Origin of the sequence: Symbioplanes lichenis (assembly GCF_030709675.1) — a bacterium.
Lineage (GTDB): Bacteria > Actinomycetota > Actinomycetes > Mycobacteriales > Micromonosporaceae > Actinoplanes > Actinoplanes lichenis.
In genome coordinates, this window is sequence record NZ_JAUZQD010000012.1 from 144,518 (window position 1) to 167,091 (window position 22,574).

The 22,574-nt window shown below is 72.2% G+C and carries 20 protein-coding genes and 1 pseudogene; 7 read left to right on the forward strand and 14 right to left on the reverse strand.

Annotated features, from left to right (window positions below):
* The first annotated feature begins 115 nt into the window (after positions 1 to 115).
* Positions 116 to 2,455 (forward strand): DEAD/DEAH box helicase, encoded by a 2,340-nt coding sequence (locus RAN62_RS27700; RefSeq protein WP_305787711.1) that lies wholly within the window; start codon positions 116 to 118, stop codon positions 2,453 to 2,455.
* A gap of 105 nt (positions 2,456 to 2,560) precedes the next feature.
* Here the strand turns inward: RAN62_RS27700 and RAN62_RS27705 are convergent.
* From RAN62_RS27705 to ssd, 8 genes and pseudogenes are all read right to left on the reverse strand, one after another.
* Positions 2,561 to 2,902 (reverse strand): annotated as a pseudogene (locus tag RAN62_RS27705) (Rv3654c family TadE-like protein); the annotation flags it as partial.
* The gene (locus tag RAN62_RS27710; protein ID WP_305787712.1) at positions 2,899 to 3,219 is read right to left on the reverse strand and encodes a TadE family type IV pilus minor pilin; all 321 of its coding nucleotides are present in this window, start codon (positions 3,217 to 3,219) and stop codon (positions 2,899 to 2,901) included. The gene RAN62_RS27710 and the pseudogene RAN62_RS27705, both read right to left, overlap by 4 nt.
* A 68-nt stretch (positions 3,220 to 3,287) precedes the next feature.
* Positions 3,288 to 3,659, reverse strand: coding sequence for a DUF4244 domain-containing protein (locus RAN62_RS41440; RefSeq protein ID WP_438874558.1), 372 nt, complete (start codon positions 3,657 to 3,659; stop codon positions 3,288 to 3,290).
* Complete coding sequence (locus tag RAN62_RS27720; RefSeq protein WP_438874559.1) at positions 3,656 to 4,330, reverse strand: type II secretion system F family protein; 675 nt, start codon at positions 4,328 to 4,330, stop codon at positions 3,656 to 3,658. Before RAN62_RS27720 ends, RAN62_RS41440 begins: the two co-directional genes overlap by 4 nt.
* Positions 4,252 to 4,455, reverse strand: a complete 204-nt coding sequence (locus tag RAN62_RS27725; protein WP_305787714.1) for a hypothetical protein — start codon at positions 4,453 to 4,455, stop codon at positions 4,252 to 4,254. Before RAN62_RS27725 ends, RAN62_RS27720 begins: the two co-directional genes overlap by 79 nt.
* Complete coding sequence (locus tag RAN62_RS27730) at positions 4,452 to 5,231, reverse strand: type II secretion system F family protein (RefSeq protein WP_305787715.1); 780 nt, start codon at positions 5,229 to 5,231, stop codon at positions 4,452 to 4,454. Before RAN62_RS27730 ends, RAN62_RS27725 begins: the two co-directional genes overlap by 4 nt.
* Positions 5,228 to 6,400: a TadA family conjugal transfer-associated ATPase gene (locus RAN62_RS27735; RefSeq protein WP_305787871.1), complete on the reverse strand. Its 1,173-nt coding sequence runs from the start codon at positions 6,398 to 6,400 to the stop codon at positions 5,228 to 5,230. The genes RAN62_RS27730 and RAN62_RS27735 overlap by 4 nt, the downstream gene beginning before the upstream one ends.
* Before the next feature lie 65 nt (positions 6,401 to 6,465).
* Positions 6,466 to 7,515, reverse strand: a complete 1,050-nt coding sequence (gene ssd, locus RAN62_RS27740; RefSeq protein WP_305787872.1) for a septum site-determining protein Ssd — start codon at positions 7,513 to 7,515, stop codon at positions 6,466 to 6,468.
* A gap of 313 nt (positions 7,516 to 7,828) precedes the next feature.
* Here ssd and RAN62_RS27745 point away from each other — a divergent pair, with 313 nt between their 5' ends.
* Positions 7,829 to 8,185: an STAS domain-containing protein gene (locus RAN62_RS27745; RefSeq protein ID WP_305787716.1), complete on the forward strand. Its 357-nt coding sequence runs from the start codon at positions 7,829 to 7,831 to the stop codon at positions 8,183 to 8,185.
* A gap of 387 nt (positions 8,186 to 8,572) precedes the next feature.
* Positions 8,573 to 9,379, forward strand: a complete 807-nt coding sequence (locus RAN62_RS27750; RefSeq protein WP_305787717.1) for an HAD family hydrolase — start codon at positions 8,573 to 8,575, stop codon at positions 9,377 to 9,379.
* Positions 9,380 to 9,617: 238 nt separating this feature from the next.
* Here the strand turns inward: RAN62_RS27750 and RAN62_RS27755 are convergent, their stop codons facing one another.
* Together RAN62_RS27755 and RAN62_RS27760 are read right to left on the reverse strand one after the other, a co-directional pair.
* The gene (locus RAN62_RS27755) at positions 9,618 to 10,094 is read right to left on the reverse strand and encodes a PH domain-containing protein (RefSeq protein WP_305787718.1); all 477 of its coding nucleotides are present in this window, start codon (positions 10,092 to 10,094) and stop codon (positions 9,618 to 9,620) included.
* A 19-nt stretch (positions 10,095 to 10,113) separates the two neighbouring features.
* Complete coding sequence (locus tag RAN62_RS27760) at positions 10,114 to 10,857, reverse strand: Fic family protein (protein WP_305787719.1); 744 nt, start codon at positions 10,855 to 10,857, stop codon at positions 10,114 to 10,116.
* A gap of 199 nt (positions 10,858 to 11,056) precedes the next feature.
* On the opposite strand from RAN62_RS27760, the gene acs reads away from it, so the two are divergent.
* The 4 genes from acs (at position 11,057) to RAN62_RS27780 (ending at position 17,047) form a co-directional block, all read left to right on the forward strand.
* Positions 11,057 to 13,042 carry an acetate--CoA ligase gene (gene acs / locus RAN62_RS27765; protein WP_305787720.1) on the forward strand — a complete coding sequence of 662 codons (1,986 nt, stop codon included), beginning with the start codon at positions 11,057 to 11,059 and terminating at the stop codon, positions 13,040 to 13,042.
* A 189-nt stretch (positions 13,043 to 13,231) separates the two neighbouring features.
* The gene (locus RAN62_RS27770) at positions 13,232 to 15,616 is read left to right on the forward strand and encodes an immune inhibitor A domain-containing protein (protein ID WP_305787721.1); all 2,385 of its coding nucleotides are present in this window, start codon (positions 13,232 to 13,234) and stop codon (positions 15,614 to 15,616) included.
* A 207-nt stretch (positions 15,617 to 15,823) separates the two neighbouring features.
* Positions 15,824 to 16,084, forward strand: a complete 261-nt coding sequence (locus RAN62_RS27775; RefSeq protein WP_305787722.1) for a hypothetical protein — start codon at positions 15,824 to 15,826, stop codon at positions 16,082 to 16,084.
* Positions 16,085 to 16,126: 42 nt separating this feature from the next.
* A complete protein-coding gene (locus RAN62_RS27780) occupies positions 16,127 to 17,047 on the forward strand; it encodes an alpha/beta fold hydrolase (protein ID WP_305787723.1) in 921 nt (306 codons plus the stop codon).
* Between the two features lie 209 nt (positions 17,048 to 17,256).
* Here the strand turns inward: RAN62_RS27780 and RAN62_RS27785 are convergent, their stop codons facing one another.
* From RAN62_RS27785 to RAN62_RS27800, 4 genes are all read right to left on the reverse strand, one after another.
* On the reverse strand, positions 17,257 to 17,619 hold the full coding sequence (locus RAN62_RS27785; protein WP_305787724.1) for a UCP033725 family protein: 363 nt from the start codon (positions 17,617 to 17,619) through the stop codon (positions 17,257 to 17,259).
* Positions 17,612 to 21,379 carry an SseB family protein gene (locus RAN62_RS27790; RefSeq protein ID WP_305787725.1) on the reverse strand — a complete coding sequence of 1,256 codons (3,768 nt, stop codon included), beginning with the start codon at positions 21,377 to 21,379 and terminating at the stop codon, positions 17,612 to 17,614. The genes RAN62_RS27785 and RAN62_RS27790 overlap by 8 nt, the downstream gene beginning before the upstream one ends.
* Positions 21,380 to 21,787: 408 nt before the next feature.
* A complete protein-coding gene (locus RAN62_RS27795; RefSeq protein ID WP_305787726.1) occupies positions 21,788 to 22,084 on the reverse strand; it encodes a WXG100 family type VII secretion target in 297 nt (98 codons plus the stop codon).
* A 15-nt stretch (positions 22,085 to 22,099) separates the two neighbouring features.
* Positions 22,100 to 22,426, reverse strand: a complete 327-nt coding sequence (locus RAN62_RS27800) for a WXG100 family type VII secretion target (RefSeq protein ID WP_305787727.1) — start codon at positions 22,424 to 22,426, stop codon at positions 22,100 to 22,102.
* Positions 22,427 to 22,574 lie beyond the last annotated feature (148 nt).

Here is a 22,574-nt window from a genome sequence, read left to right on the forward strand (position 1 = left end):
CTGCAGGCAGCCGATCCCCCGAGCGAATCTAACCACCGTCCGTCTTCCCCGGCGCGTGGCACCCACCGTCGTACCCGTTTGGGGTTGACGCCATACCGGTGTCAGAGTGCAGGACGTGACGACGACAGCCCGGGGTGTGCCCGCAGCCCGGCAGCCGCTGGGCGCGCTCGGCCCGGCCGAGTTGCTGCATCGCCTCCGCGCCGGCCGGACCAGCGCGGACGAGTCGCCGATCACCCACGTCGAGCGGGTCGAGGCACGCTCCGGACGCCCGGTGTCCTGGCCCGAATGGGCCCCGCCGGAGCTGCGAGAGGCCTACGGCTTCCAGCCCTGGGAGCACCAGGCCGCCGCCGCGACGCTGGCCCACGAGGGCAGCAATGTGGTGATCGCCACCGGCACGGCCTCGGGCAAGTCGCTCGCCTATCAGCTGCCCGCGCTGAGCCGCCTGCTCGCCGACCCCCGGGCGACCGTGCTCTACATCTCCCCGACCAAGGCGCTCGCAGCGGACCAGTTGCGCTCGCTGCAACGGCTGGGCCTCGACGGGGTACGCCCGGCGGCCTACGACGGCGACACCCCGCGCGAGGAGCGGGAGTGGATCCGGCAGCACTCCCGCTTCGTGCTGACGAACCCGGACATGGTGCACCACGGCATGCTGCCGAGCCATCAGAAGTGGGCCGTCTTCCTGCGTCACCTCGCCTACGTGGTCATCGACGAGTGCCACGCCTACCGGGGCGTCTTCGGCTCCCACGTCGCGCATGTCCTGCGCCGCCTGCGCCGGATGGCGGCCCGTTACAACGGCGCCCCCACCTTCGTCCTCGCCTCCGCCACCTCCGGCGACCCGGCCGGCGCCGCCTCCCGGCTGACCGGGCTGCCCGTGACCGCGGTGACCGACGACGCGTCGCCCCGGGGCGCGGTCACCTTCGCCCTCTGGGAGCCGCCCCTGCTCCCCGCCGAGGACCCCGAGCTGCCACCGACCCGCCGCTCCGCCCTCAGCGAGACCGCCGACCTGCTCACCGACGCCGTGGTGGCCGGCACCCGCACTCTCGCCTTCGTCCGCTCCCGCCGCGGCGCCGAGGTCGTCGCCTCGATGACCCGCCACCAGCTCGACGAGGCCGTTCCCGGGCTGGGCAGCCGCGTCGCCGCCTACCGCGCGGGCTATCTCAAGGAGGACCGCCGGGCCATCGAGCGCGCCCTCCTCACCGGCGACCTGCTGGCCCTGGCCTCCACGAACGCCCTCGAGCTGGGCGTCGACCTGGCCGGCCTCGACGCGGTGCTCATCTGCGGCTATCCAGGCACCCGCGCCTCCCTGTGGCAGCAGGCGGGCCGGGCCGGGCGCGCCGGCGGCGAAGCCCTCGCCGTCCTCGTGGCCCGCGACGACCCGCTGGACACCTATCTCGTGCACCATCCCGAGGCGCTCTTCGGCCGCGGCGTCGAGGCCACGGTGCTGGACCCCGCCAACCCGTACGTCCTCGGGCCCCAGCTCTGCTGCGCGGCCGCCGAGGCCCCGCTCCGCCCGGCCGACCTCGAGCTCTTCGGCGGCGCCACGGCCCAGGCGGCGGTCGACGCGCTGGTCGCCTCGGGCGCCCTCCGCAAGCGCCCCACCGGCTGGTACTGGACGCACCAGGGCCGCCCCGACGTCGACCTCCGTGGCACAGGTGGCGCCCCGGTCGCCGTCGTCGAGTCCGCCACCGGGCGTCTGCTGGGCACTGTCGACCCCGGCTCCTCCCACGTCATGCTCCACACCGGCGCGGTCTATCTGCACCAGGGCGCCACCTATCTGGTCGACGACCTGGACCTCGAGGATGCCGTGGCCCTCGTCCACGCCGCCGACCCCGACTGGTCCACCCACGCCCGCGACGTCACCGACATCTCCGTCGTCGCCGTCCGCGAACGCCTCGACACCGGCCCGGTCAGCCTCTTCCTCGGCGACGTCGACGTCACCAGCCAGGTCGTCTCCTATCAGCGCCGGCGCCTGCGCACCGGCGAGGTGATCGACACCCACCAGCTCGACCTCCCGGCCCGCCAGCTCCGCACGGTCGCCGTCTGGTGGACCATCAGCCCCGGCGCCCTCCTGGCCGCCGGCGTCGAGCCCGCCGACGTCCCGGGCGCCCTGCACGCCGCCGAGCACGCCGCCATCGGCCTCCTGCCGCTCATGGCCACCTGCGACCGCTGGGACATCGGCGGTTTGTCCACAGCCGACCACCAGGACACCGACAGCCCGACCATCTTCGTCTACGACGGCCACCCGGGCGGCGCGGGCTTCGCCGAACGGGCCCACGCCACCGCCCGCGCCTGGCTCGGCGCCACCCGCGAAGCCATCGCCACGTGCGTCTGCGAGACGGGCTGCCCGTCGTGCGTCCAGTCCCCGAAGTGCGGCAACGGCAACAACCCCCTGGACAAGGCCAAGGCCATCCACGTCCTGGACATCGTCCTCGCCCACCTCCCCCGGCCCGCCTGACCCGCGCTCCCCCGGCATCCGGTCACCTCCTCGGCTTGCCGCAGTCACCGGACGGCCGCCGGTCGCCTCGGATCCGCTGCCTGGATGAGTCACCGGGCCCGCTTTCGCGACCGCTGAAGCGTGACCGGTGTAGCCGGGCAGCTCGAGGTCCGTCCGAGCCGTGACGGTCAGTTCGAGGCCGTGGAGGGAGCAGCGCGTCAGGCGTCCACCGTTCGCGGCGACCAGCTCGGCGGCGCGGGCGCACGCGGCGGGCTCCCCTTCGATCGCCCGGGCGGCCCCGGCGAGCGCCCCGAAGTCGGCGGCCGTCCGAGCCTCGTGCCGCGCGACCCGGGCGGCACCGATGGCCGCGCCGCTCATCCCCGCGAACACCATGACGAGCCCGGCCGCAACCCCCATGATCGTCGCCGACCCCCGGTCCCGAGCCGATCCCCGGCTCCCGCCCGTCATGGCAGCACTCCCGGCTCCAGTGCGGCCACGGCCCGCCCCTCGACGGTGATCTGCGGAAGCATGTCGCCGAGCAGAGGCGCGGGCGCCCGCACGGTGACGGTCACCGTGCCCTCGGCGGCCGAGGGCGTCACCACGATCTGCGCGCCGTCGGGGGCGATGTCGGCGGCGGCCCGGACACCGGAGTCACCGCGCGCCGCCATGAGGGCGCCCTCGCGGGCCGCGTCGGCGCAGCTTCCCTGGGCGCCGACGGCACAGATGGCGGTCAGCCCCGCGAACAGGAGCAGCATGAGCGCCGGCAGCCCGGCAGCGAGCTCCACCGTGTAAGACCCCCGATCACAGGCCGCGTAGGACCCCCGGTCACCCGCCGCGGGCTGCCGGCGCGCGATCAATTCAGGGCCTCGCTGATCAGCTTGGTGAGCTGGGTGGTGATGGAGGTGCTCTGGACGACCTTGTAGAGCACGGTCCCGAACCCGGCCGCCGCCAGAGTGCCCACCGCGTATTCCACCGTGTGCGATCCGTCGTCAGCCCCGAGCGGGCCGACCAGCTGAGCGATCAATCGATGCACGAAGAGTTGCTCCTTCTTCTCTCGGTGCCGCCGCGACGCGACGGCCTTTCGGCGCCGCCCCGACGCGACGGCTTTCGATGCCGCCGCAACGCGACGGCCTTTCGGCGCCGCCGCAACGCGACGGCCTTTCGGCGCCGCCGCAACGCGACGGCTTTCGAGGCCGCCGCGGAGGGCGGCCTCATGGGTGGTCAAAGCACGTCGCCCAGAACGGCGATCAGCACCGGGACGAGCCCGGCGAGCAGGAAGGCGGGCAGGAAGCACAGCCCCAGCGGCAGCACGATGAGCACCCCGGCCCGTCGCACAGCCGCCTCGGCGGCGATGGTCCGGTCCGCGCGGTAGTCGCCGGCCAGCCGCGTCAGCGCCCCGGCCAGAGCCGCACCGCTCGCACTCGACCGCACCGCCACCGCGACGAGCCGGTCGGCGGCCGAGGGACCGGCCGGTCGGGCCAGGTGCGCCCACGCCTCCGGCGGGTCGGCGCCGAGCCGCAGAGAGCGGGCCACCCGGTCGAGCTGGTCGCTGAGGGGTCCGGACAGCGCCTCGGCCACGGCGGCCACCGCCCGTTCGACCGGGGCGCCGGCCCGCAGCGCCGCCGCCAGCAGATCGGCCGCGAGCGGCAGGTCGGCCTCGGCCCGCTCCCGAGCCGCCCGCACCGCCGCGGGCTCGAGCCGGCGGAGATAACGATCGACCCCGTACGCCACCACCCCGCCCAGCGCGATTCCCCACCACCGCCCCGAATACCAAGCGACGACCGCACCGCACAGCACCGCCACCACGATCCGGCCTCTCATGCCGCCCGCCCCAGGTCGTCCCGCTGCTCGACGCTCCCCGCGCCGGGGCGGGCTGTGGTGCGCGCCAGCAAGCACTGAGGAGGAGCCTGCCCGGCGCTCGTGGCGAACAAAGCGGCCACGCAGCACAGCCGGAACGGCACGCGCACCGGCCCGCCGCCCGTCGCCGAGACCGCCAAGGCGCCGCAGGGGTGCTCGATCACGACAGCACCTCCCGCCCGACGGCGAGCCGGAAGGCGCCCGTGGACCGCTCCCGCCCGTGCGTGATGCGTTCGGACCAGAGCAGGCCGGCGGTGTGCAGCGCCGCCGCTCCTACCGCGCACGCCGCGCCGACGGGCGTCCGCAGCAGGACGTCGAAGGGATTGATGCCGAAGACGGCTCCGAGTCCGAGACCGCCGAGCGGCATGAACGCCAGCACCACCGCCGTCATGCGCGCCCCGGCCGCCTCGGCCTCGGTCGACGCCTGCAGCCGCCGGCCGGCCCGGGCGTCGGACTCGACCCGGTCGAGCAGGTCCGCGGCCGGCGCCCCCGTCCGCTCGGCGAGGTGCTGCACGGCACCCAGAACGGCACCGAGCCGGCTCGCGCCCCCGACGCTGTCGTGACCCTGACGGGCGGCACCGGGCAGGGCTGCCCCGGCGCGCAGGTCGGCAGCCAGGGAGCTGAGCGCGTCGAGGTCGGCGAGCTGCTGCCGGGCCGCGCGCCGCCGCCGGGTCATCCGCGTCACCATGTGCGCGCCCAGCGCCGCGTAGATCCCGGCCAGGACCGCGGCCACCGGTCCGCCCGTCAATAAGGCCAGAGCCGCAGCAGCCAGCGATGTGAGCGCGAGGAGGCGCCTCGGCGCGCGCACAAGAAGCTGCTCGAAGCTCGGCCGCCGCCGGGGCGCGCGGGTCCGGGGACCGAGCCGGCGCAGACCGGACGGCGCCGGCCAGGCCACGACGACGGCGGCGAGCAGCACCAGGGCAGCGGCGACGCGGGTCACGACCGGCCGCCCAGCACAGCGGGCACGGCAACGCCGCGCTCGGTGAGGAGCCGGACGAGCGTGGCGGATCCCGGCCCGGTGCCCCGGCCGCGCTGCCAGGCGGGCACAACGGTGACGAGCCGCTCCTCGCCGGTCGCCAGCAGCACGCCGATCGAGTCGAGCTGACGGCCCTGGTCGGTGCGGCGCAGCTGGAGGACGACCTGCAGCGCGGCGGCGACCTGGGCGTGGACCGCGGCCCGGGGCAGCCCGCCGAGCATGCCGAGCGCCTCCAGCCGGGCCGGTACGTCCGCCGGGGCATTCGCGTGGAGAGTGCCCGCCCCGCCCTCGTGGCCGGTGTTCAAGGCGCCGAGCAGGTCGACGATCTCGGCGCCCCGGCACTCGCCGATCACCAGACGGTCGGGGCGCATCCGGAGGGCCTGCCGCACCAGGTCGGTCAGGCCGATCGCGCCGGCGCCCTCGACGTTGGCGGTGCGCGGCTGGAGGGTGATCGCGTGCGGGTGCACCGGGCGGAGCTCGGCAGCGTCCTCCACCAGCACGATCCGCTCGGTCGACGGGACGAGACCGAGCAAGGTGGCCAGCAACGTCGTCTTGCCCGAGCCGGTGCCCCCGGTGACCAGATAGGCCAGCCGGGCCGCCACGACCGCCTCGAGCACCGGGGCGAGGGCGGGCGGCACCGTGCCCGCGGCGACCAGGTCGTCGAGGCTGAAGGGCCGCTGCCGGAAGGTGCGCAGCGACAGGTACGGCCCCGCCGTGGCCACCGGCGGCAGGACGGCGTGCAGCCGGGTGCCGTCGGGCAGCCGGGCATCGGCGAACGGCTGGCCGTCGTCGAGCCGGCGCCCGCACGCGGCGACCAGGCGCTGGGCCAGGCGGCGGACGTCGTCGCCGTCGCCGATGGGCACGGCCGCGCGCTGCAGGCCGTGGCCCCGGTCGACCCACACCTGGTCCGCGTTGACGAGGATGTCCGTGACCTGGGGGTCGGCGAGCAGCGGCGCGAGCGGGCCGGCGCCGACGAGCTGGTCGCGCACCCGGCCGGCGAGGCTGAGCACGGTGGTGTCGCCCAGCACCGCGGCGTCGGCCTCCTGCCGCACGGCGGTCACGACGGCGGCCGGGGTGGCCTCGCCGCGGTCCTCGGCGATGTAGCGGCGGACCCGCTCGGCCAGCGAGGGCATCCGCATGGTCACGGCGACCGGGCCGCCCTGGGCGCCGCTCTCGGAGGAATGCCGCGGGCGGGCGGTCATGCCACGGCCTCCGTCGTGCGGGCGGTGACCAGCGCCAGGAGATCCCGGCAACTGTCCGCGAACGGTCCCCGGCCGGTGGCGGCGGGCGGCTCCCGGCGCTCCACCGCGTCGCAGAGCGCCGGCTCGTGGCGCACCTGGGCGGCCAGGGGAAGACCGAGAGATCGGGCCACCTCGCGGGCCGTCACGGTGCTCGCCCCCGGGTTGCCCCGCACGACGACCGACAGCGCCTCGCAATGCAGGCGGACGGTGGCGGCGATGCGACCCGCCGCGGCGACCGCGCGCAGGTCGGCCGGCACGATCAGCAAGGCCTCGTCGACGGACTGCAGGGCCAGGACGGCGGCGTCGTCGAGATGCCGCGGCAGGTCGACAACCGTGAGGTCGCGCAGCTTGCGGGCGGCGGTGAGGGTCACGGCCATGACCTCGCCGGGCACCCCGGGCAGGGCGTCGCGGGCGAAGGACAGCAGCACCAGGTCGCCGTCGGCGGGCAGCGACTCCAGCAGGGCGGACGACTCGAACCCGGGCCCGGCCTCGGCGAGGGCCGACCAGCGCAGGCCGCTTCTCCGCTCCCAGCCCAGAATCAGGTCGAGGCCGCCGCCGAGCGGGTCGGCGTCGAGCAGGAGCGTGCGCAGTCTCGCCCTGACGGCCGTCACGGCCAGGCCGGTGGCCAGGGTGGAGGTGCCGGCCCCGCCCCGGCCGCCGACGAACGCGACGACCCGGCCCTGCGGCGGGGGCCCGGGCTGCTCACCGAAGCGGTCCACGAGCCAGGGCTCCGCCTGGGGCAGCAGTGCCACGTGCTCGGCACCGAGACCGCGGGCCAGCTCCCAGAGCGGATCGAGCGCCGCGCCGTAGCCCGCGACGATCAGCTTGTCGCGGCGCGGCAGACCGGCCCGGCCGCAGGCCACGACCTGGTCGGCGCCGACGATCACGAGCGGCGCGGAGCGGTAGTGGGCGCGGGCAGCCACCGGATCAGGCGCCACGTGGGCCTCGACGCCACCGGCGGCCGCCAGGCGTAACAGGTCGTCGAGGAGGTGCTGGTCGGCGGTCACCAACAGCGGGCGCCCGGTCAGGAGCGCAGGAACCGGGTCAGAGCGGGACATCGGGCCTCCAGCGGAGCGGGGGACGGCTGGTGAGGGGCCCTACGGTGGCCGCCCGGGCCGGTGCCGCTCAAGCCACGATCGCTAGCCTGTGGACAACGGCGCGGCCTGTGGACAACCGGGGCGCGGGCGGCTCGATCTGCTATGCGGAGCTGGGCAAATCCCCGCGGACCGGGCGTACGACGGGCGATCCGGCGCCGATGCGGGAAGACTGAACGAGTTCGGCGTTGGGTATGTTGGTGCCGACACGACCGATGGAGTTGGCATGGAGAACCCGATCCGCAGCACGTTCGGCGAGGACGGCACCGCGTGCGTGACCGTGCTGGGCGAGATCGACTTCTCCAACGCCGACGACGTGGCGCAGGGCATCCGCGACGCGCTCGGCCAGTGGTCGCCGGAGCGCATCCAAATCGACCTCGGCGACGCCACCTTCATCGACTCGACCGGCCTGGGCGCGCTGATCGAGGGCTACCGGGCCGCGTCCGAGGCGCAGATCCGCTTCGTGGTGGTCAACCCGAGCGACAGCTTCCGGCGCGTTCTCTCCGTGACCGGCTTGACCGAGCTCTTCGGCATGCCCGACGACGAGCAGTCCGCCGGCCTGAGCCAGGCCACCGGCGCCTGACCCGCGAGCAAAAGCGGGCGGAAAACGCCGGGCAACAAACGCCCGGCAGGCAAGCCGAGGACAAACGCCGGGAAAGGCGAGAAGGCCCGCCACAAGAGACGGGAACGACCCCCGCCGGGGGCGACGGGGGTCGTCCGAGATTCGGCTCCGGGGGGGTCGAGCCGAATCGCGCTCGGTGATCGCGGGGGGCGCAACCACCGAGAGACGGACGCACGAACTGCGCGGCAATCGCGACCGCGACATGCCACCACACCAGCAACATGAATCGCTGTCGCACCACAAGCATGCCTCAGCCACGCGTCACCGTCGAGTACCCACCGTCACCGGATATGCGAGCCCGGCACCATCGGGCGTGTTCCTCGCGCCTTACGGCTACACTTTCGGCCCGTGGGCCCCAGCGCCGCGTTCTTCGACCTCGACAAGACCGTCATCGCCAAGTCCAGCGCGCTGGCTTTCGGACGGCCGTTCTATCGCGATGGGCTGATCAGCCGGCGCGACGTGGTGAAGTCGGCCTATGCGCAGCTCATGTTCCGGCTGGGCGGCACCGACGAGCAGACCATGGCCCGCACCCGCGACTATCTCGCCGCGCTGTGCAAGGGCTGGAAGGTCGAGCAGGTCCAGCAGATCGTGGCGGAGACCCTCAACGAGCTGATCAACCCCTACGTGTACGCCGAAGCAGCCGCCCTGATCGCGGAGCACCAGGCGGCGGGGCGCGACGTGGTCCTCGTGTCGGCCTCCGGCGACGAAATGGTGCGCCCGATCGGCATGCTGCTCGGCGTCACCGACATCATCGCCACCCGGATGCGAATAGTCGACGGGCGGTTCAGCGGCGAGGTCGAGTTCTATTCGGCCGGCCCCGCCAAGGTGGAGGGCGTCCGCAAGCTCGCGGCCGAGCGCGGATACGACCTCGCCCACTGTTACGCCTATTCCGATTCGAGCAGCGACCTGCCGTTGCTGGAAGCGGTCGGGCACCCGAGCGCGGTCAATCCGGACCGCACTTTGCGCCGTGTGGCCGCGGAGCACGCATGGCCCGTGCTGGAGTTCCGGCACCCGATTCCGGTGGGCCGGCGACTGCGGGAGAAGCCGGCCGTTCCGGTCGCTGCGGCAGCGCTCGGCGTCGGTGTCGGAGTGGCCATCGGCGTCGCTCTCTACGGGCGGCACCGCAAGGCCAGAATCGCCGCCGCAAGCGTCTGACCATATGGTTTCCCCTTCCCGGGGGGCCGGGCGAGGCGTAGAAAGAAGGAGCGGAAGCCCCGAGCGGGCACCGTGCGCGGCCACCGGGAACCCACGCGCGATCAGCCACGGCAGGCACGTTGCGGCGGGACCCTCCGGATGCCGGAAGGACTGCCGACAACGACCCAGGTACACGCTTGATAACCCGGTCGGACGCGCTAGCGGCGGCGCCTCGCGAGCGAGGCGCCGTCCTTACATTTCACGACGAAGCCGCGGCCAGGTGCCGATCGCGCAGCTCGTGATAGACCTCGCGGAAGACGTGCGGCCGCCGGTGGAAGTCGATCCCCTGCGCGAAGAGCTCGGTGTTGACGTACGACCCGTCGCGCCGTTCGATCAGCACGGTCATCCCGCCCTCGATCTCGAACCGGCCGATCTTGTTGGTGTGCCGGTGCAGCCGGACGTGCGCGATCTCGTCCCAGCGCAGCGTCCGCGAGCGCAGCAGGCCCCGGATCTGCAGCCCGGCCGGGCGGACGTAGACGCCCATCTCCAGGATCCGCCAGCCCGCCACGACCCAGACGGCCGCCGTCACCATCGCGAGCACGTGCAGGCCGGCGCCGCTGATGCCGAAGAGGTCCACGCTTGCCCACGCCAGCAGCCCGAACGCCACCGCTTCCCAGCCGATCACCAGCCAGCGGCCGGTCCCGGGCGAGTAGGGACGGTTCCAGTCGTCTCCCATGGCCCCAAAAATAGAACGGTCACCCGGCCGCCGGGGACAGAACCTCATCCCCGATGCGGATGATTCCGTCGGCACCTTCGGCCACCGCGGCGGCGTAGTGCTTCAGCCAGGACCGGACGCCGTCGGGCGTGCCCGTCGCGTACGCACCGGCGGAGCCCACGTATTCGGGCTCGCGCGCGAGATGGCCCTCCTCGACCCCGACCAGGCCCCGGGCGTCGAAGCCGCGGGAGACCAGGGTGAGCCGGGCGGCGGCACGCGCGACGACTCCGGCCGGGCCGGCGAAGGGGCGCAGGGTGATCAGCTCGGCGTGCACGATCGCGGCGAGCAGCAGCGGCGGCGTGCGCTCGTTGCCGGCGACGAGACCGGCGAGTGCGTCGATCCGCTCCGCGCCGGAGGTGAGGCGGCCGAGGGCGGGCTCGGCCACGGAACCCCGGGCGGCGAGCATGTGCAGCCGGGCGAGCACCTGACGCGGCGCCCGGGGCCAGAGGTCGACGAGCCCGCCGAGCGCCTCGGAGACGCGGAGGGCACCTTGCACCACCGGGTCGGTGACGGTGCCCGCGCGTACCTCGGAAAGGTCGTAACGATGCTCGTCGAGGGCCGCGCTCGCGACTGCGGCCCGGAGCCCCACCTCGGCCGCGACCTGCCCCCCGTGGCGGCGCAGGGCCCGGTGGCGCAGGGCGGCGTCGACCCGCTCACGGGCCTCGGCGAAGGCGTCGGAGACGCCGGGGAGGGCGAGCAGCGGCGCCAGCGGATCAGTCGTCACCGGACTACGGTAGCGGGAAAAAGTCCCGAAACATGTGCTGCGCAAAGTGGCGTGGAAGTGGCAAGATTCGCGCAGTACCGATCATGTCATGCCCGGTCGGCGCGCACGGTCCCCCACTCGGCGCGCTCCGGCTCGCGGGCCTCGCCGCCCTGCCGGGGCGCCACTAGTGTGCAGAAAAAAGAGCAGAGGAGCCGCCCTCATGAGCAAGTCGCTGGAGAACCTGTATTCGGAGACGCGGCAGTTCCCGCCGCCGGCCGAGCTGGCCGCGAACGCCAATGTGCAGGCCGAGGCTTATGACCGGGCCGCCGGCGACCGTGAGGCGTTCTGGGCCCAGCAGGCGGGCCGTCTCGCCTGGACCAAGCAGTGGGACCAAGTGCTCGACTGGTCGAACCCGCCGTTCGCGAAGTGGTTCGTCGGCGGCGAGCTGAACATCGCCTACAACTGTGTGGACCGGCACGTCGAGGCGGGTCACGGCGACCGGGTCGCCATCCACTGGGAGGGCGAGCCCGGCGACACCCGCACCATCACGTACGCGGACCTGCTCACCAGCGTCAGCCAGGCGGCCAACACGCTGACCGAGCTGGGCGTCACGGCCGGCGACCGGGTCGCGATCTACCTGCCGATGATCCCGGAAGCCGCGGTCGCCATGCTGGCCTGCGCCCGGATCGGCGCCCTGCACAGCGTGGTCTTCGGCGGCTTCTCCGTGGACGCGCTGGCCACGCGCATCCAGGACGCGGACGCCAAGCTGGTCATCACGGCCGACGGCGGCTACCGCCGGGGCAAGCCGTCCGCCCTCAAGCCGACCGTCGACGAGGCCGTCGCCCAGTGCCCCAGCATCGAGCACGTGCTGGTCGTCCGGCGTACGGGGGAAGAAGTCACCTGGGGCGAGAAGGACCTGTGGTGGCACGAGACGGTCGAGCAGGCTTCGGGTACGCACGAGCCGCGCGCCTTCGACGCCGAGCACCCGCTGTTCATCCTCTACACGTCGGGCACCACCGGTAAGCCCAAGGGCATCCTGCACACGACCGGCGGCTACCTGACCCAGACGTCGTACACCTACAACGCGGTCTTCGATCACAAGCCGGAGACCGACATCTACTGGTGCACCGCGGACATCGGCTGGGTGACCGGGCACTCGTACATCGTCTACGGGCCGCTCTCCAACGGCGCGACTCAGGTCATGTACGAGGGCACGCCGGACACCCCGCACCGCGGCCGCTTCTGGGAGATCGTCGACAAGTACAAGGTGACGATCCTCTACACCGCGCCGACGCTCATCCGCACGATGATGAAGTGGGGCGACGACATCCCCGCCAAGTACGACCTGTCGTCGTTGCGCGTGCTCGGCAGCGTGGGCGAGCCGATCAACCCCGAGGCCTGGATCTGGTACCGGAAGAACGTCGGCCACGAGAAGACCCCGGTCGTCGACACCTGGTGGCAGACCGAGACCGGCTCGATCATGATTTCGCCCCTGCCCGGCGTGACCAGCACGAAGCCCGGCTCGGCGATGACCCCGCTGCCCGGCATCGCCGCTGACGTGGTCGACGACGAGGCGAAGTCCGTACCCAACGGCGGTGGGGGTTTCCTGGTCCTCAAGGAGCCGTGGCCGTCGATGCTGCGCACGATCTGGGGCGACGACAAGCGCTTCATCGACACCTACTGGTCGCGCTTCGGCCAGGGGGCGGGCACCGGCGACGACTGGATCTACTTCGCCGGCGACGGTGCCAAGAAGGATGAGGACGGCGCGCTCTGGCTGCTCGGCCGGGTCGACGACGTCATGCTCGTGTCCGGTCACAACATCTCGACCACCGAGGTGGAGTCGGCGCTGGTGTCGCACCCGTCGGTCGCCGAGGCCGCGGTGGTCGGCGCCACCGATCCGACCACGGGCCAGGCAATCGTGGCGTTCACCATTCCGCGGGGCAATGTGGACACCGAGGGCGACGCGGGCGAGCAACTTATTCAGGACCTGCGCGCGCATGTGGCCAAGAAACTCGGTCCGATCGCCAAGCCGCGGCAGATCATGCTCGTACCGGAGCTGCCCAAGACCCGGTCCGGAAAGATCATGCGGCGCCTGCTCCGGGACGTGGCCGAACGCCGTTCCCTGGGCGACGTGACGACCCTTCAGGACTCGACGGTGATGGACCTCATCTCCTCCGGGATGCAGACGGCGAAGCCGGAGGACTGACGCAAAACGGGTGGTGGAGGGGTGTTGCCCAGAGACACCCCTCCATGTCGGAGCATGCACATTAATTCACTCACACCACTTCCATGCATCTCCAATTTTGCATACGTTCACCTCTGGCCCCGAACACGGGACCAACGCACACCGGCCCGCTGCACCCAGCGATCCGGGAACGTCGACGGAGGTACGTACGTGCGCAAGGTAGTCGCGGGACTACTCGGCGCTGCCATGGTGACCAGTGTCGGAATCTCGCTTCCGACCGTGGCCCAGGCGGCGCCACCGGTGGAGCCCACCACGACAGCCGGCAAGGCCCCGAAGCTGGACGACAAGGTCAACCCGGTCGAGGCCAAGCGGCGTGAGCTGCGCGAAGAGGCTGTTCAGGGCGTACTCTCCGGCAAGTTCAAGACGGAGAAGCGCAACGGCAGCACCGTCACGAAGGTCGGCAAGACCCGAGGTGACGGTTTCGGCAAGCGTAAGAACAAGAACTCCACGGGCAAGGACCAGTACGTCGAGCTCAGCAACGAGCGCACCGACAAGATCTTCGTGATCCTGGCCGAGTTCGGCAATGAGCGTCACCCCAACTACCCCGATGTGGACAGCGACCCGGACACTCCGGGGCCGGTCACCTTCGACGGTCCGCTCCACAACTCGATCCCCCAGCCGGATCGCACCAAGGACAACAGCACGATCTGGCAGGCGGACTACAACAAGGAACACTACGAGCAGCTGTACTTCGGCGAGGGCAAGGGCGTCGAGTCGCTCAAGACCTACTACGAGACGCAGTCCTCGGGGCGTTACAGCGTCGAGGGCGAGGTCTCGGACTGGGTCAAGGTGCCCTACAACGAGGCCCGCTACGGCCGGGACTGCGACATCAACGGCGTCTGCAGCGACACCAACACGTGGGCGCTGATCACCGACGCGGTCAACAAGTGGGTGGCCGAGCGCAAGGCGGCCGGCCGCACCGACGCGCAGATCAAGACCGAGATCGCGCAGTTCGACCAGTGGGACCGCAACGACTACGACGGCGACGGCGACTTCAACGAGCCGGACGGCTACATCGACCACTTCCAGATCGTCCACGCCGGCGGCGACCAGGCCGACGGTGACCCGTACCAGGGTGAGGACGCCATCTGGGCGCACCGCTGGAACGCCTACCTGAACGACGTCGGCGTCACCGGCCCGTCCTACAACCGCTACGGCGGCCAGCAGATCGGCAACACGGGCATCTGGATCTCCGACTACACGATCCAGGCCGAGAACGGCGGCATGAGCGTCTTCGCCCACGAGTACGGGCACGACCTCGGCCTGCCGGACGACTACGACACCTCGGGCGGCACCAACGCCAACCCCGAGTTCTGGACCCTCATGGCCCAGAACCGGCTCAGCGCGCTCAACGAGCCGATCGGCACCCGCCCCGGCGACCTCGGCGCCTGGCAGAAGCTGCAGCTCGGCTGGCTCGACTACGAGCTCGTCGTCGCGGGTCAGAAGAAGACCCTCGACCTCGGTCCCCAGGAGTACAACTCCAAGAAGGCACAGGCTGCGGTTGTGGTCCTGCCCGACAAGGAGGTCACCACCCAGCTCGGGGCGCCGTTCGCGGGCACCAAGCAGTACTTCTCGGGCAACGACGACGGTCTCAACACCACGCTGACCAAGACGGTCGACCTCGCCGGCAAGACCACGGCGGCGCTCGACCTCAAGGGCCGCTACGAGATCGAAGAGGGCTACGACTACCTCTACTTCGAGGCGTCGACGGACGGCACCACGTGGACCGCGCTCAACGGCACGGTCAACGGCCAGCCCCTCGGCACCGACGGTGGTCAGAACCCGCGTCCCGCCATCAGCGGCTCCAGCGGTGGCGCCTGGCAGGACATCCACATCCCGCTCGACGCGTACGCCGGGAAGAGCGTGCAGGTCCGCCTGCACTACCTGACCGACGGTGGTGTCTCCGCCGGTGGCTTCTTCGGCGACGACCTCACCATCACGGCGAACGGCACCGTGGTGTCGACCGACGGCGCCGAGGCCACCCCGGCCTGGACCGCCAACGGCTTCAGCATCGTCGGGGCGTCCACCTCGGCGGCGTACGACAACTTCTACATCGCGGGCAACCGCAGCTACGTGTCGTACGACAAGTACCTGAAGACCGGCCCGTACAACTTCGGCTGGCCGACCACCCGCCCCGACTGGGTCGAGAAGTTCCCGCTCCAGCAGGGCCTGCTCATCTCCTACTGGGACACCTCCCAGAAGGACAACAACATCAACGTCCACCCGGGTCAGGGCCGCAACCTCATCATCGACGCGCACCCGGCGCCGATCTACAACATCGAGGGCACGCCCTGGCGGTCGCGCATCCAGACCTACGACGCGCCGTTCAGCCTGACCAAGGCCGACTCGTTCACGCTGCACGTCAACGGCAAGGCCAGCTACATCCGGGGCCAGGCCGCGCAGTCGACGTTCGACGACACCAAGAAGTACTGGTACTCCGAGATCCCGTGGGCCGGCGTCAAGCTGCCCGCCGTCGGAGTCAAGATCAAGGTGACCCAGCAGAACGGGACCTCGATGAAGGTCAAGTTCTCCTGATCTCCGCGTGGTGAGGGCGCCCGGGGGCCTCGGCTCCCGGGCGCTTTCTCGTGGGAACCTTTTCGATGCGCTGCGGGTCTCATCGAGGTGAGACATTTTGCTGGTACGGCTCTGCTGACGCTCGCGTTCGTGGCGGGATGCGCGTCCCCTTCCGCCTTCCCTGCGGCGGCCCCCGCTCCCTCTTATTCCGGCATTTCGGTCCCGCCGTTGCCCAGTGGCATCGCCAAGACCCCGACGGACAAAATCGCGAGCCCCGGCTGGACCGAGGGCTGGATCGTCCGGGGCGGCACCGGCCCCTGCTACGGGCTGCTCGACATGGACGGGAAGCCGTTCGCCATGTACTCCGACGAGGGCCTCACGCTGGCGAAAGGCGACCACGTGCGGGTCCGGGTCGTGCCGTCGCGGCTGCGCATCGACTGCGGGGAGGGCGAGCCCGTACGCCTGGAAGTGCTCGAGCACGTCTCGTAACCGTAATGTCCGGCGGTACCGGATACCCGTACCCTGGGTCGCATGACTTCCCAGGTGGACGAGTCGTGCGTGCTGACCGAGGGCCCCTGGACCCACCGGTTCGTCGGAGCGAACGGCAGCCGGTTCCACGTCGTCGAGGCCGGCACCGGGCCGCTCGTGCTGCTGCTGCACGGCTTCCCCGAGTTCTGGTGGGCGTGGCACGACGTGCTGCCCCGGATCGCCGACGCCGGCTTCCGGGCCGTCGCGATCGACCTGCGCGGCTACGGCGCCAGCGACAAGCCCCCGCGCGGCTACGACGGCTACACGATGGCCGCCGACGTGACCGGTCTCATCCGCGCGCTCGGTGAGCGCTCCGCCATGATCGTCGGCGCCGGCGTCGGCGGCATGATCGGCTGGGCCGCCGCCGCGTTCCACCCCAAGATGGTCAACCGGCTCGTCGTCCTCGGCGCCGCCCACCCACTCCGGCTGCGCGCCGCCCTCTTCGCTGACCCGCGCGGCCAGCTCGCCGCCAGCCGGGCCATCCTCAAGTTCCAGGTGCCGCGCTACGAGCACGTGCTCACCCGCGACGACGCGGCCGAGGTGGGTGCGCTGGTCGAGCACTGGGCCGGTCCGGCCTGGCGAGACACCGACGAGTACGCGGACTATGCCGCCCGATGCCGCGAAGCCATGCGGATCCCGCAGGCGGCGTTCTGCTCGCTGGAGGCGTACCGGTGGGTGTTCCGCTCCGCGCTGCGGCTGCAGGGTTACCGCTTCGTCAAACTCATGCAGCAGCCGATCACCACGCCGACGCTGCAGATGCACGGGGCGCTCGACACCGCTGTGCTGCCCCGGACGGCACAGGGGTCAGGACGTTACGTCATCGCCCCGTACGAATGGCGGCTGATCGACGGCGTCGGCCACTTCCTGCACCAGGAGGCGACGGACGTGGTGACCGGGGAGATCTTGCGCTGGATCAAGACCTGAGGCCCGGCTTCGCCGCTTAGGGGTTGCCTGCCGCCCCTTACTCGCGCCGGGCCCGCCCCGCCTGCCCTGCTTCACTGCCCTGAGCGTGCCGCCGCTGGACTGGACGCGCATCGCCGCGGGCTGGCTGCTATCGGCCCGCCTGGCCGCACTCTACCGCCGCCGGCCCCTCTCACCAGCTCGCAGTCGGGCCGCTTTCCGCTGGTCGTGCGTCAGACGCGGTGCTCGTAGAGCTCGGTGACCTCGTTGGCCGGAGCCCAGCCCTGGTAGACGCCGAAGTCGAACTCCTCGAGGCCCAGCGCCCGCGCCACCGGCGCCCGGCCGCCCGTGTACTCGACGCGGAGCCAGGCGTCCACCTCGGCGAGCACGATGAAGGGCTGGCCGCGCCACGAGCAGGTCGTCCGCACGTACGTCAGATCGGTGAACTCGCCCGGATGCAGCACCCGGACGAAGCGGCCGGGGCGGACCTCCTCGAAGCCGTCGCCGGCCTCGGGCGCGTAGATCCGGACGTTGTCGCCGTCGGGCGCGGCATCGTATTCGCGCCCGTGCCACGTCACGACGTACCCGTCACGCATCCTGCTCTCCCACCTTGCGCCAGCCCGGGGCATCCCCGTCGAAGACCGCCACGAGATGCTCCGCGCCGTCGGCATCCATCCGCCACAGCTGGGTGCCGTGCGGCAGCCGGACGCTGTCCACCTTGAACTCGGCGATCACGTCCCGGCCCTCGCCGGGCGCGAACCCGTTGCCACGGAACGGCGCGCGCTCGATCACCCAGCCGTCCATGGCCCGCAACGCCGGCTCGTTCTGGCCGCCGTAAGGGATGCGGTAGAGGCTCGGCCGGTGCGCCGGCCAGCGGAGCACGAACGCCTCCTTGGCGTCGCTCTGGTACGGCGAGTCGTTGTGCACCAGCCCGAGCGCCGCGAACAGCTCGCCCGGCGTCTTCAGATGCTCGACCTCGGCCGCCCGGTGCACGAACCCGGCAACCCGGTCGTAGCCTCGCTCGAGATAGAAGTCGACCTGCTCCGGCGGCACCGTCTTCTGCATCGTCGTCGGGCGCGCTTCGACCTCGCCCGCCGGCGGCAGGGCGCCCGCGGCGTCACCGAGCATGTCGTCGGGCTCACCGCCGAGCCCGGCCTCGGTGGCCCAGCTGGCCAGCGCGATGACCTGCGGGCCGGGGTACTTCGCGCCGACCGCCGTGCCCGGGTTGACCGCGAACGACCAGGCCGGGTCGGGCCAGTTGCGGATCAACTCGACGAAGCGCACCGCCACGGTACGGGTCGGCTCGTCGTAGTGGTCGCCCAGCCTGTCCCGGCTCGTGAAGACGATCAGGAACCGCTCGCCGTCCATCTCCTCGGTCCGGAAGGCGAAGCCCGGCTCACCGGGCGAGCTCCCCGGCCGCGAGTCGTGCGCCACGGGCACGAGCACCGTCGCGAGCAGCAGCGTCGACAGGAACGAGTCGGTGCTGTGCTCGATCGACGCCTGGTGCAGGTCGCGCTCCACGTCGTTCGCGGGCACGAAGTCGTCGGCCGGCGGCGGAACCGGCGCGTTGTAGCCGGTGCTCCAGCCGGATCCGGCATTCGACTGCTGGGCGCCGCCCGAACCAGGAATGACCGGCGGCGCAATGGTCGGCGGCGTGGTCCGGAAGGCACCGGAGTTGCCCGCGAAGGCAGTCGTCGGGAAGGCGCCCGTGGCCCCGGCCAGCCGAGGCGCGGACGTCTGCGTCGTGGGCCCCGGCAACGTCAGCCGCGACGTGACCGCCGGGTCGGCTGCGGTGGGCGGCACGTCGATCGAACCGTCGGCTTCCGGTCCAGCGGACGCCCCGGCCTCGCCCTTGGCCGCGAGAGCCTGCGCCGCCGCGGCCATGGACGACGGCCGCTCCGACGGCGGCGCCACCTGGCGGCGCGGGAGCGGGCTGCCCGGGCCGCCCTGCTGCTCGGCCGGAGCCTGCTGAGCCGCTGACTGCGAGGCCGCAGCGGCCTGCCGAGCCCCGAACTGCTGAGCCTCGGACTGCTGGTTCGCCGACTGCTGAGTCGCGGACTGCTCCGGGCGGCGGATCTGCTCGAGCGGACGAGTCTGTCCTGCGTCGGTGAAGGCGCTGCTGAGAGCCCCGGGAACGCCGAAGCCGGGCGCGCCGGTGCCTGCTGCGGCCGGGCTCTCGGTGTTCGAGCTGTCCGGCGCGGGCTGAGCGATGTGGCTGGGCAGCGGCGGCGTCTGAGCCATCGGCTTGCGGACGGGCAGGGGCCCGTCGTTCGACTGCAGTGGCGGAAGCGCCGGCGGGGTGGTCCGCTCGCCGGCGAACCCGGGGCGAACAGGAAGATCGCCCGCTCCAGAGGTCGGCGCCGCCGCCCCGGAAGTCGGATTGGCCGCCCCGGAGGTCGGGTTGGCCGCCCCGCCGAAGGACGATCGAGCCGGCGCGCCCGAGCCCAGGCCCGTCGCCGCACCCGAACCCATTGCCGAGCCCATCGCTGCGCCTGAACCCATCGCCGCGCCGGATGTCGGTGCTGCACCCGAGGTGGGCGCACCCGAGGCATCCGGAGTGGCATTGCCCGGCGGGAAGCCACTGCCCGCGCCCGGGGAGAACGCCGACGGGCCGCTCGGAGCGCTGCCGCCGGGGCGAGTCTCGCCGAAGCCGGGCCTGTTGGTCATGCCGCCGCGGCTGCCCAGGGCGTCGAGGGCGCTGGGGCCGCTGGCCGGCGCGGTCGTGCCCGTGCGGCTGGCGAGAGCGTCCAGCGCACTGCCACTGCCGAACGCGGTGAAGCCGGACGGTGACGTCTGCCGGGCGGCGCCAGCTCCGGCCAGTCCGCCCGCTGCTCCGCCCGTTGTTCCCTGCGGCGCAGTCGATTCCTGACCGCCGGAAGCACCCTGGCCCGCAAAAGCGCCCTGACCCGGGAACGCACCTTGACCCGAAGGAGCGCCCTGACCTGCAGCAGCACCTTGACCGGCGGCACCCTGACCGGCGGCGCCCGCTCCGGCGGAGAAGCTCTGACTGCCACCGAAGCCGGGCAGCGTGGGAATCGCCTGAGTGGCGGGCGCGATCCCACCGGCGACCGAGGCCGGCTCGGGGGTCGCGCCGACCGGCGGCTGGCTCGGGGCTTCCGATCCGGCGCTCCGGCCCGAGTTCACAGGGGTGAAGCCACTGAACGACGAGCCACTCGCCGCACCGCCGCCCATGCCGGGAGGGGTCGACGGGACGCGGGAGGGCAGGCCGCTGGGCAGGACTGCTCCCGGCGTACGCAGAGGAAGCCCGCCGGGCCCGATCGAGGAACCGCCGCGACCCTGATCCGAATCGGTCGGCTGCCCGCCGCCGCTCATAGAGCCGGAACCGCCCGGCCCCGCGCCGAAGGCACCGTTGCCGGACACAGCACCGCCACCAGCGCCAATACCTGAGGGTGCGCCGCCGAATCCTGAACCAGCACCGCCGAAGCCGGGCGCCGAACCACCACTCGCGCCGCCGAAGCCGGAGGGCGCGCCACTCGCACCGCCGAAGCCGGGCGCTGCACCGCCGCCGGCGTTGAAACCGGGCGCCGTGCCGGCCGCGTTGCCGAAGCCGGGGGCGGGGCTGGGGGACGTACCGAAATCGGAAGGCCGGTCAGACCCGAAGCCCGGCGGCGTGTCACCCGAGCTGTAGCCGGAGGCCGTGTCGCCCGGAGCGTAGGCGGCGGGCGCGCCATTGCTCGGGGCGTAAGCAGCGGCCGCGCCGTTGCCCGAGTCGTAGTTCGAGGCGGCAGCGCCATAGGCGGCAGCCGCGGGGTCGTAGCCGCCGGCCGCCGAGGAGACCCCCGGCGCGGCGAACGAGTCGCTGCCGTCCGGGGCACCCTGCACGGGGCCGCCCGAGGCCGGATCGGCGTACGTCTGGGCGGCGGCGTTGGCGGCGAGGGCCGCGGCGGCGTGGATGTCGGGGATGCGGTTGGGGCCGTTGCTGCCCTCGCGGCCGGGGCCACGCGTCGGGAGGCGGAGGTCACCCCGGCTGAGCTGGGCGACGAACCACGCGGGGAGGTAGCCCTCGACGGGCAGGCCCGGGTTGACCGCGAGCCACCATTCGAGGTTGGGCCAGGTCTCGGCGAGCTCCTGGTAGGCGACGCGGCGCGCGGAGCCCGTGTAGTCGGCGAGGCAGGCTTGCAGCGCCGACGGGGAGGTGAAGGCGAGCACGTGCGTGCGGCCGCCGGTGCTCCACGTGCCCCACCCGAGCGGCTCGCGGCCGGCCAGGGCATCCGCGGAGACGGGCAGCAGCAGGTCGACGCCGGCCAGGATGCGGAAGTAGGACTCCTGGTCGTCCGTGCGCAGGGCATTGCGCATGGCGACCTCGGCGTCCGTAGCCGGCTCCCACTGGGTCACGTCCACCTCTCCCTTCGCGGCGAACGGGCCACCTCAACGCGTACAACCTACAAGGTCAGACCACGATCACAATGGGCGGCTGCACGCATACAGCAAACCGATACCCGAACCGCTATACACATCGCACAGAGACACTGCCCGATGACCTTAGGTAGCCATAACCCCGGGCGGTACCACCGAAAAGTTGATCATGATTCACCCGGGTGTACCGGCCTCACGCTCGCCGCGGGCCGCAACGGTCGCGCGGGGCGAAACAATACCGGCTGACCACCCCGCACGTCAGTAGCAAGTTGGCCGAATCCCTCCCGAATGCCACTCCCCCCATTTCTGTACGTCAATACCGACACGAGAGCACGCCGCGCGCGGCAGTGCCCTCATGCCCGCCGATCGGACAGCCCGAGGCCGCCGTCAGGCCAGGAAGCGTTTCTCCGCGTTCCCCTCGGTCGTCGCGTAGTCCTGCGCGGCTTGATCCACCGCACCCTTGATGCCGCGCAGGATGCTCTTCAGGTCACCCGACGCGCTGGTCCACCTCTGCTGCCGCGACGCGTACGCCTGCTGCGCACCGCCCTCCCACGTGGCCACCAGCGGCCGGGCGGCCGCGTCCAGATCGGCGAGCTGGGACTCCAACTCGTTCACAGCCTTCTGGATGTCGGCGCTCGCTTGGCTCAGAGCACCGAAATTCACCCGGAGCAGACCGTCGCCCATCGTCGCGTCCCCTCGTCAGTTCTCGAGCGGGAGGTAGCCCCCGCCGCCGCCGGCACTGGTCATCAAGCGCGCAGCCGACTCGTCGGTGGCCGCATAGCCCGCGCCGGAGGCCCTGATCGCCTCGGCCGTCTCCGCGAGCGCGCTGTTGAGATCGGTCAGATCCCGCTGATACTGGTTCTTCACTGCCTCGAAGGCCGCGCCGCCACGACCCACCCACGCGGTCTGCAGCACCGCCAGCTCCGCCATGAGCCTGCTCAACATGCTCGTCAGCGACTGGTTGACCTGGTCGAACTTCCCGGCGGTCTGCGCCATCACCGCGGCTTCCGCCTGCGTCTGAGCCATGCCGGACGTCACCTCGCTCCCCTGCTCGCTGTCGCCCCGTGCGCCGGGACGTCTTACCTTCGTCACGCTGATTTCCGCGTTCCGGTTCACGCCGGTCCGGTCGGAACGCCGCCGAAGGTAGCCGCCCGGCCGCCCGCGCCGAAAGCCG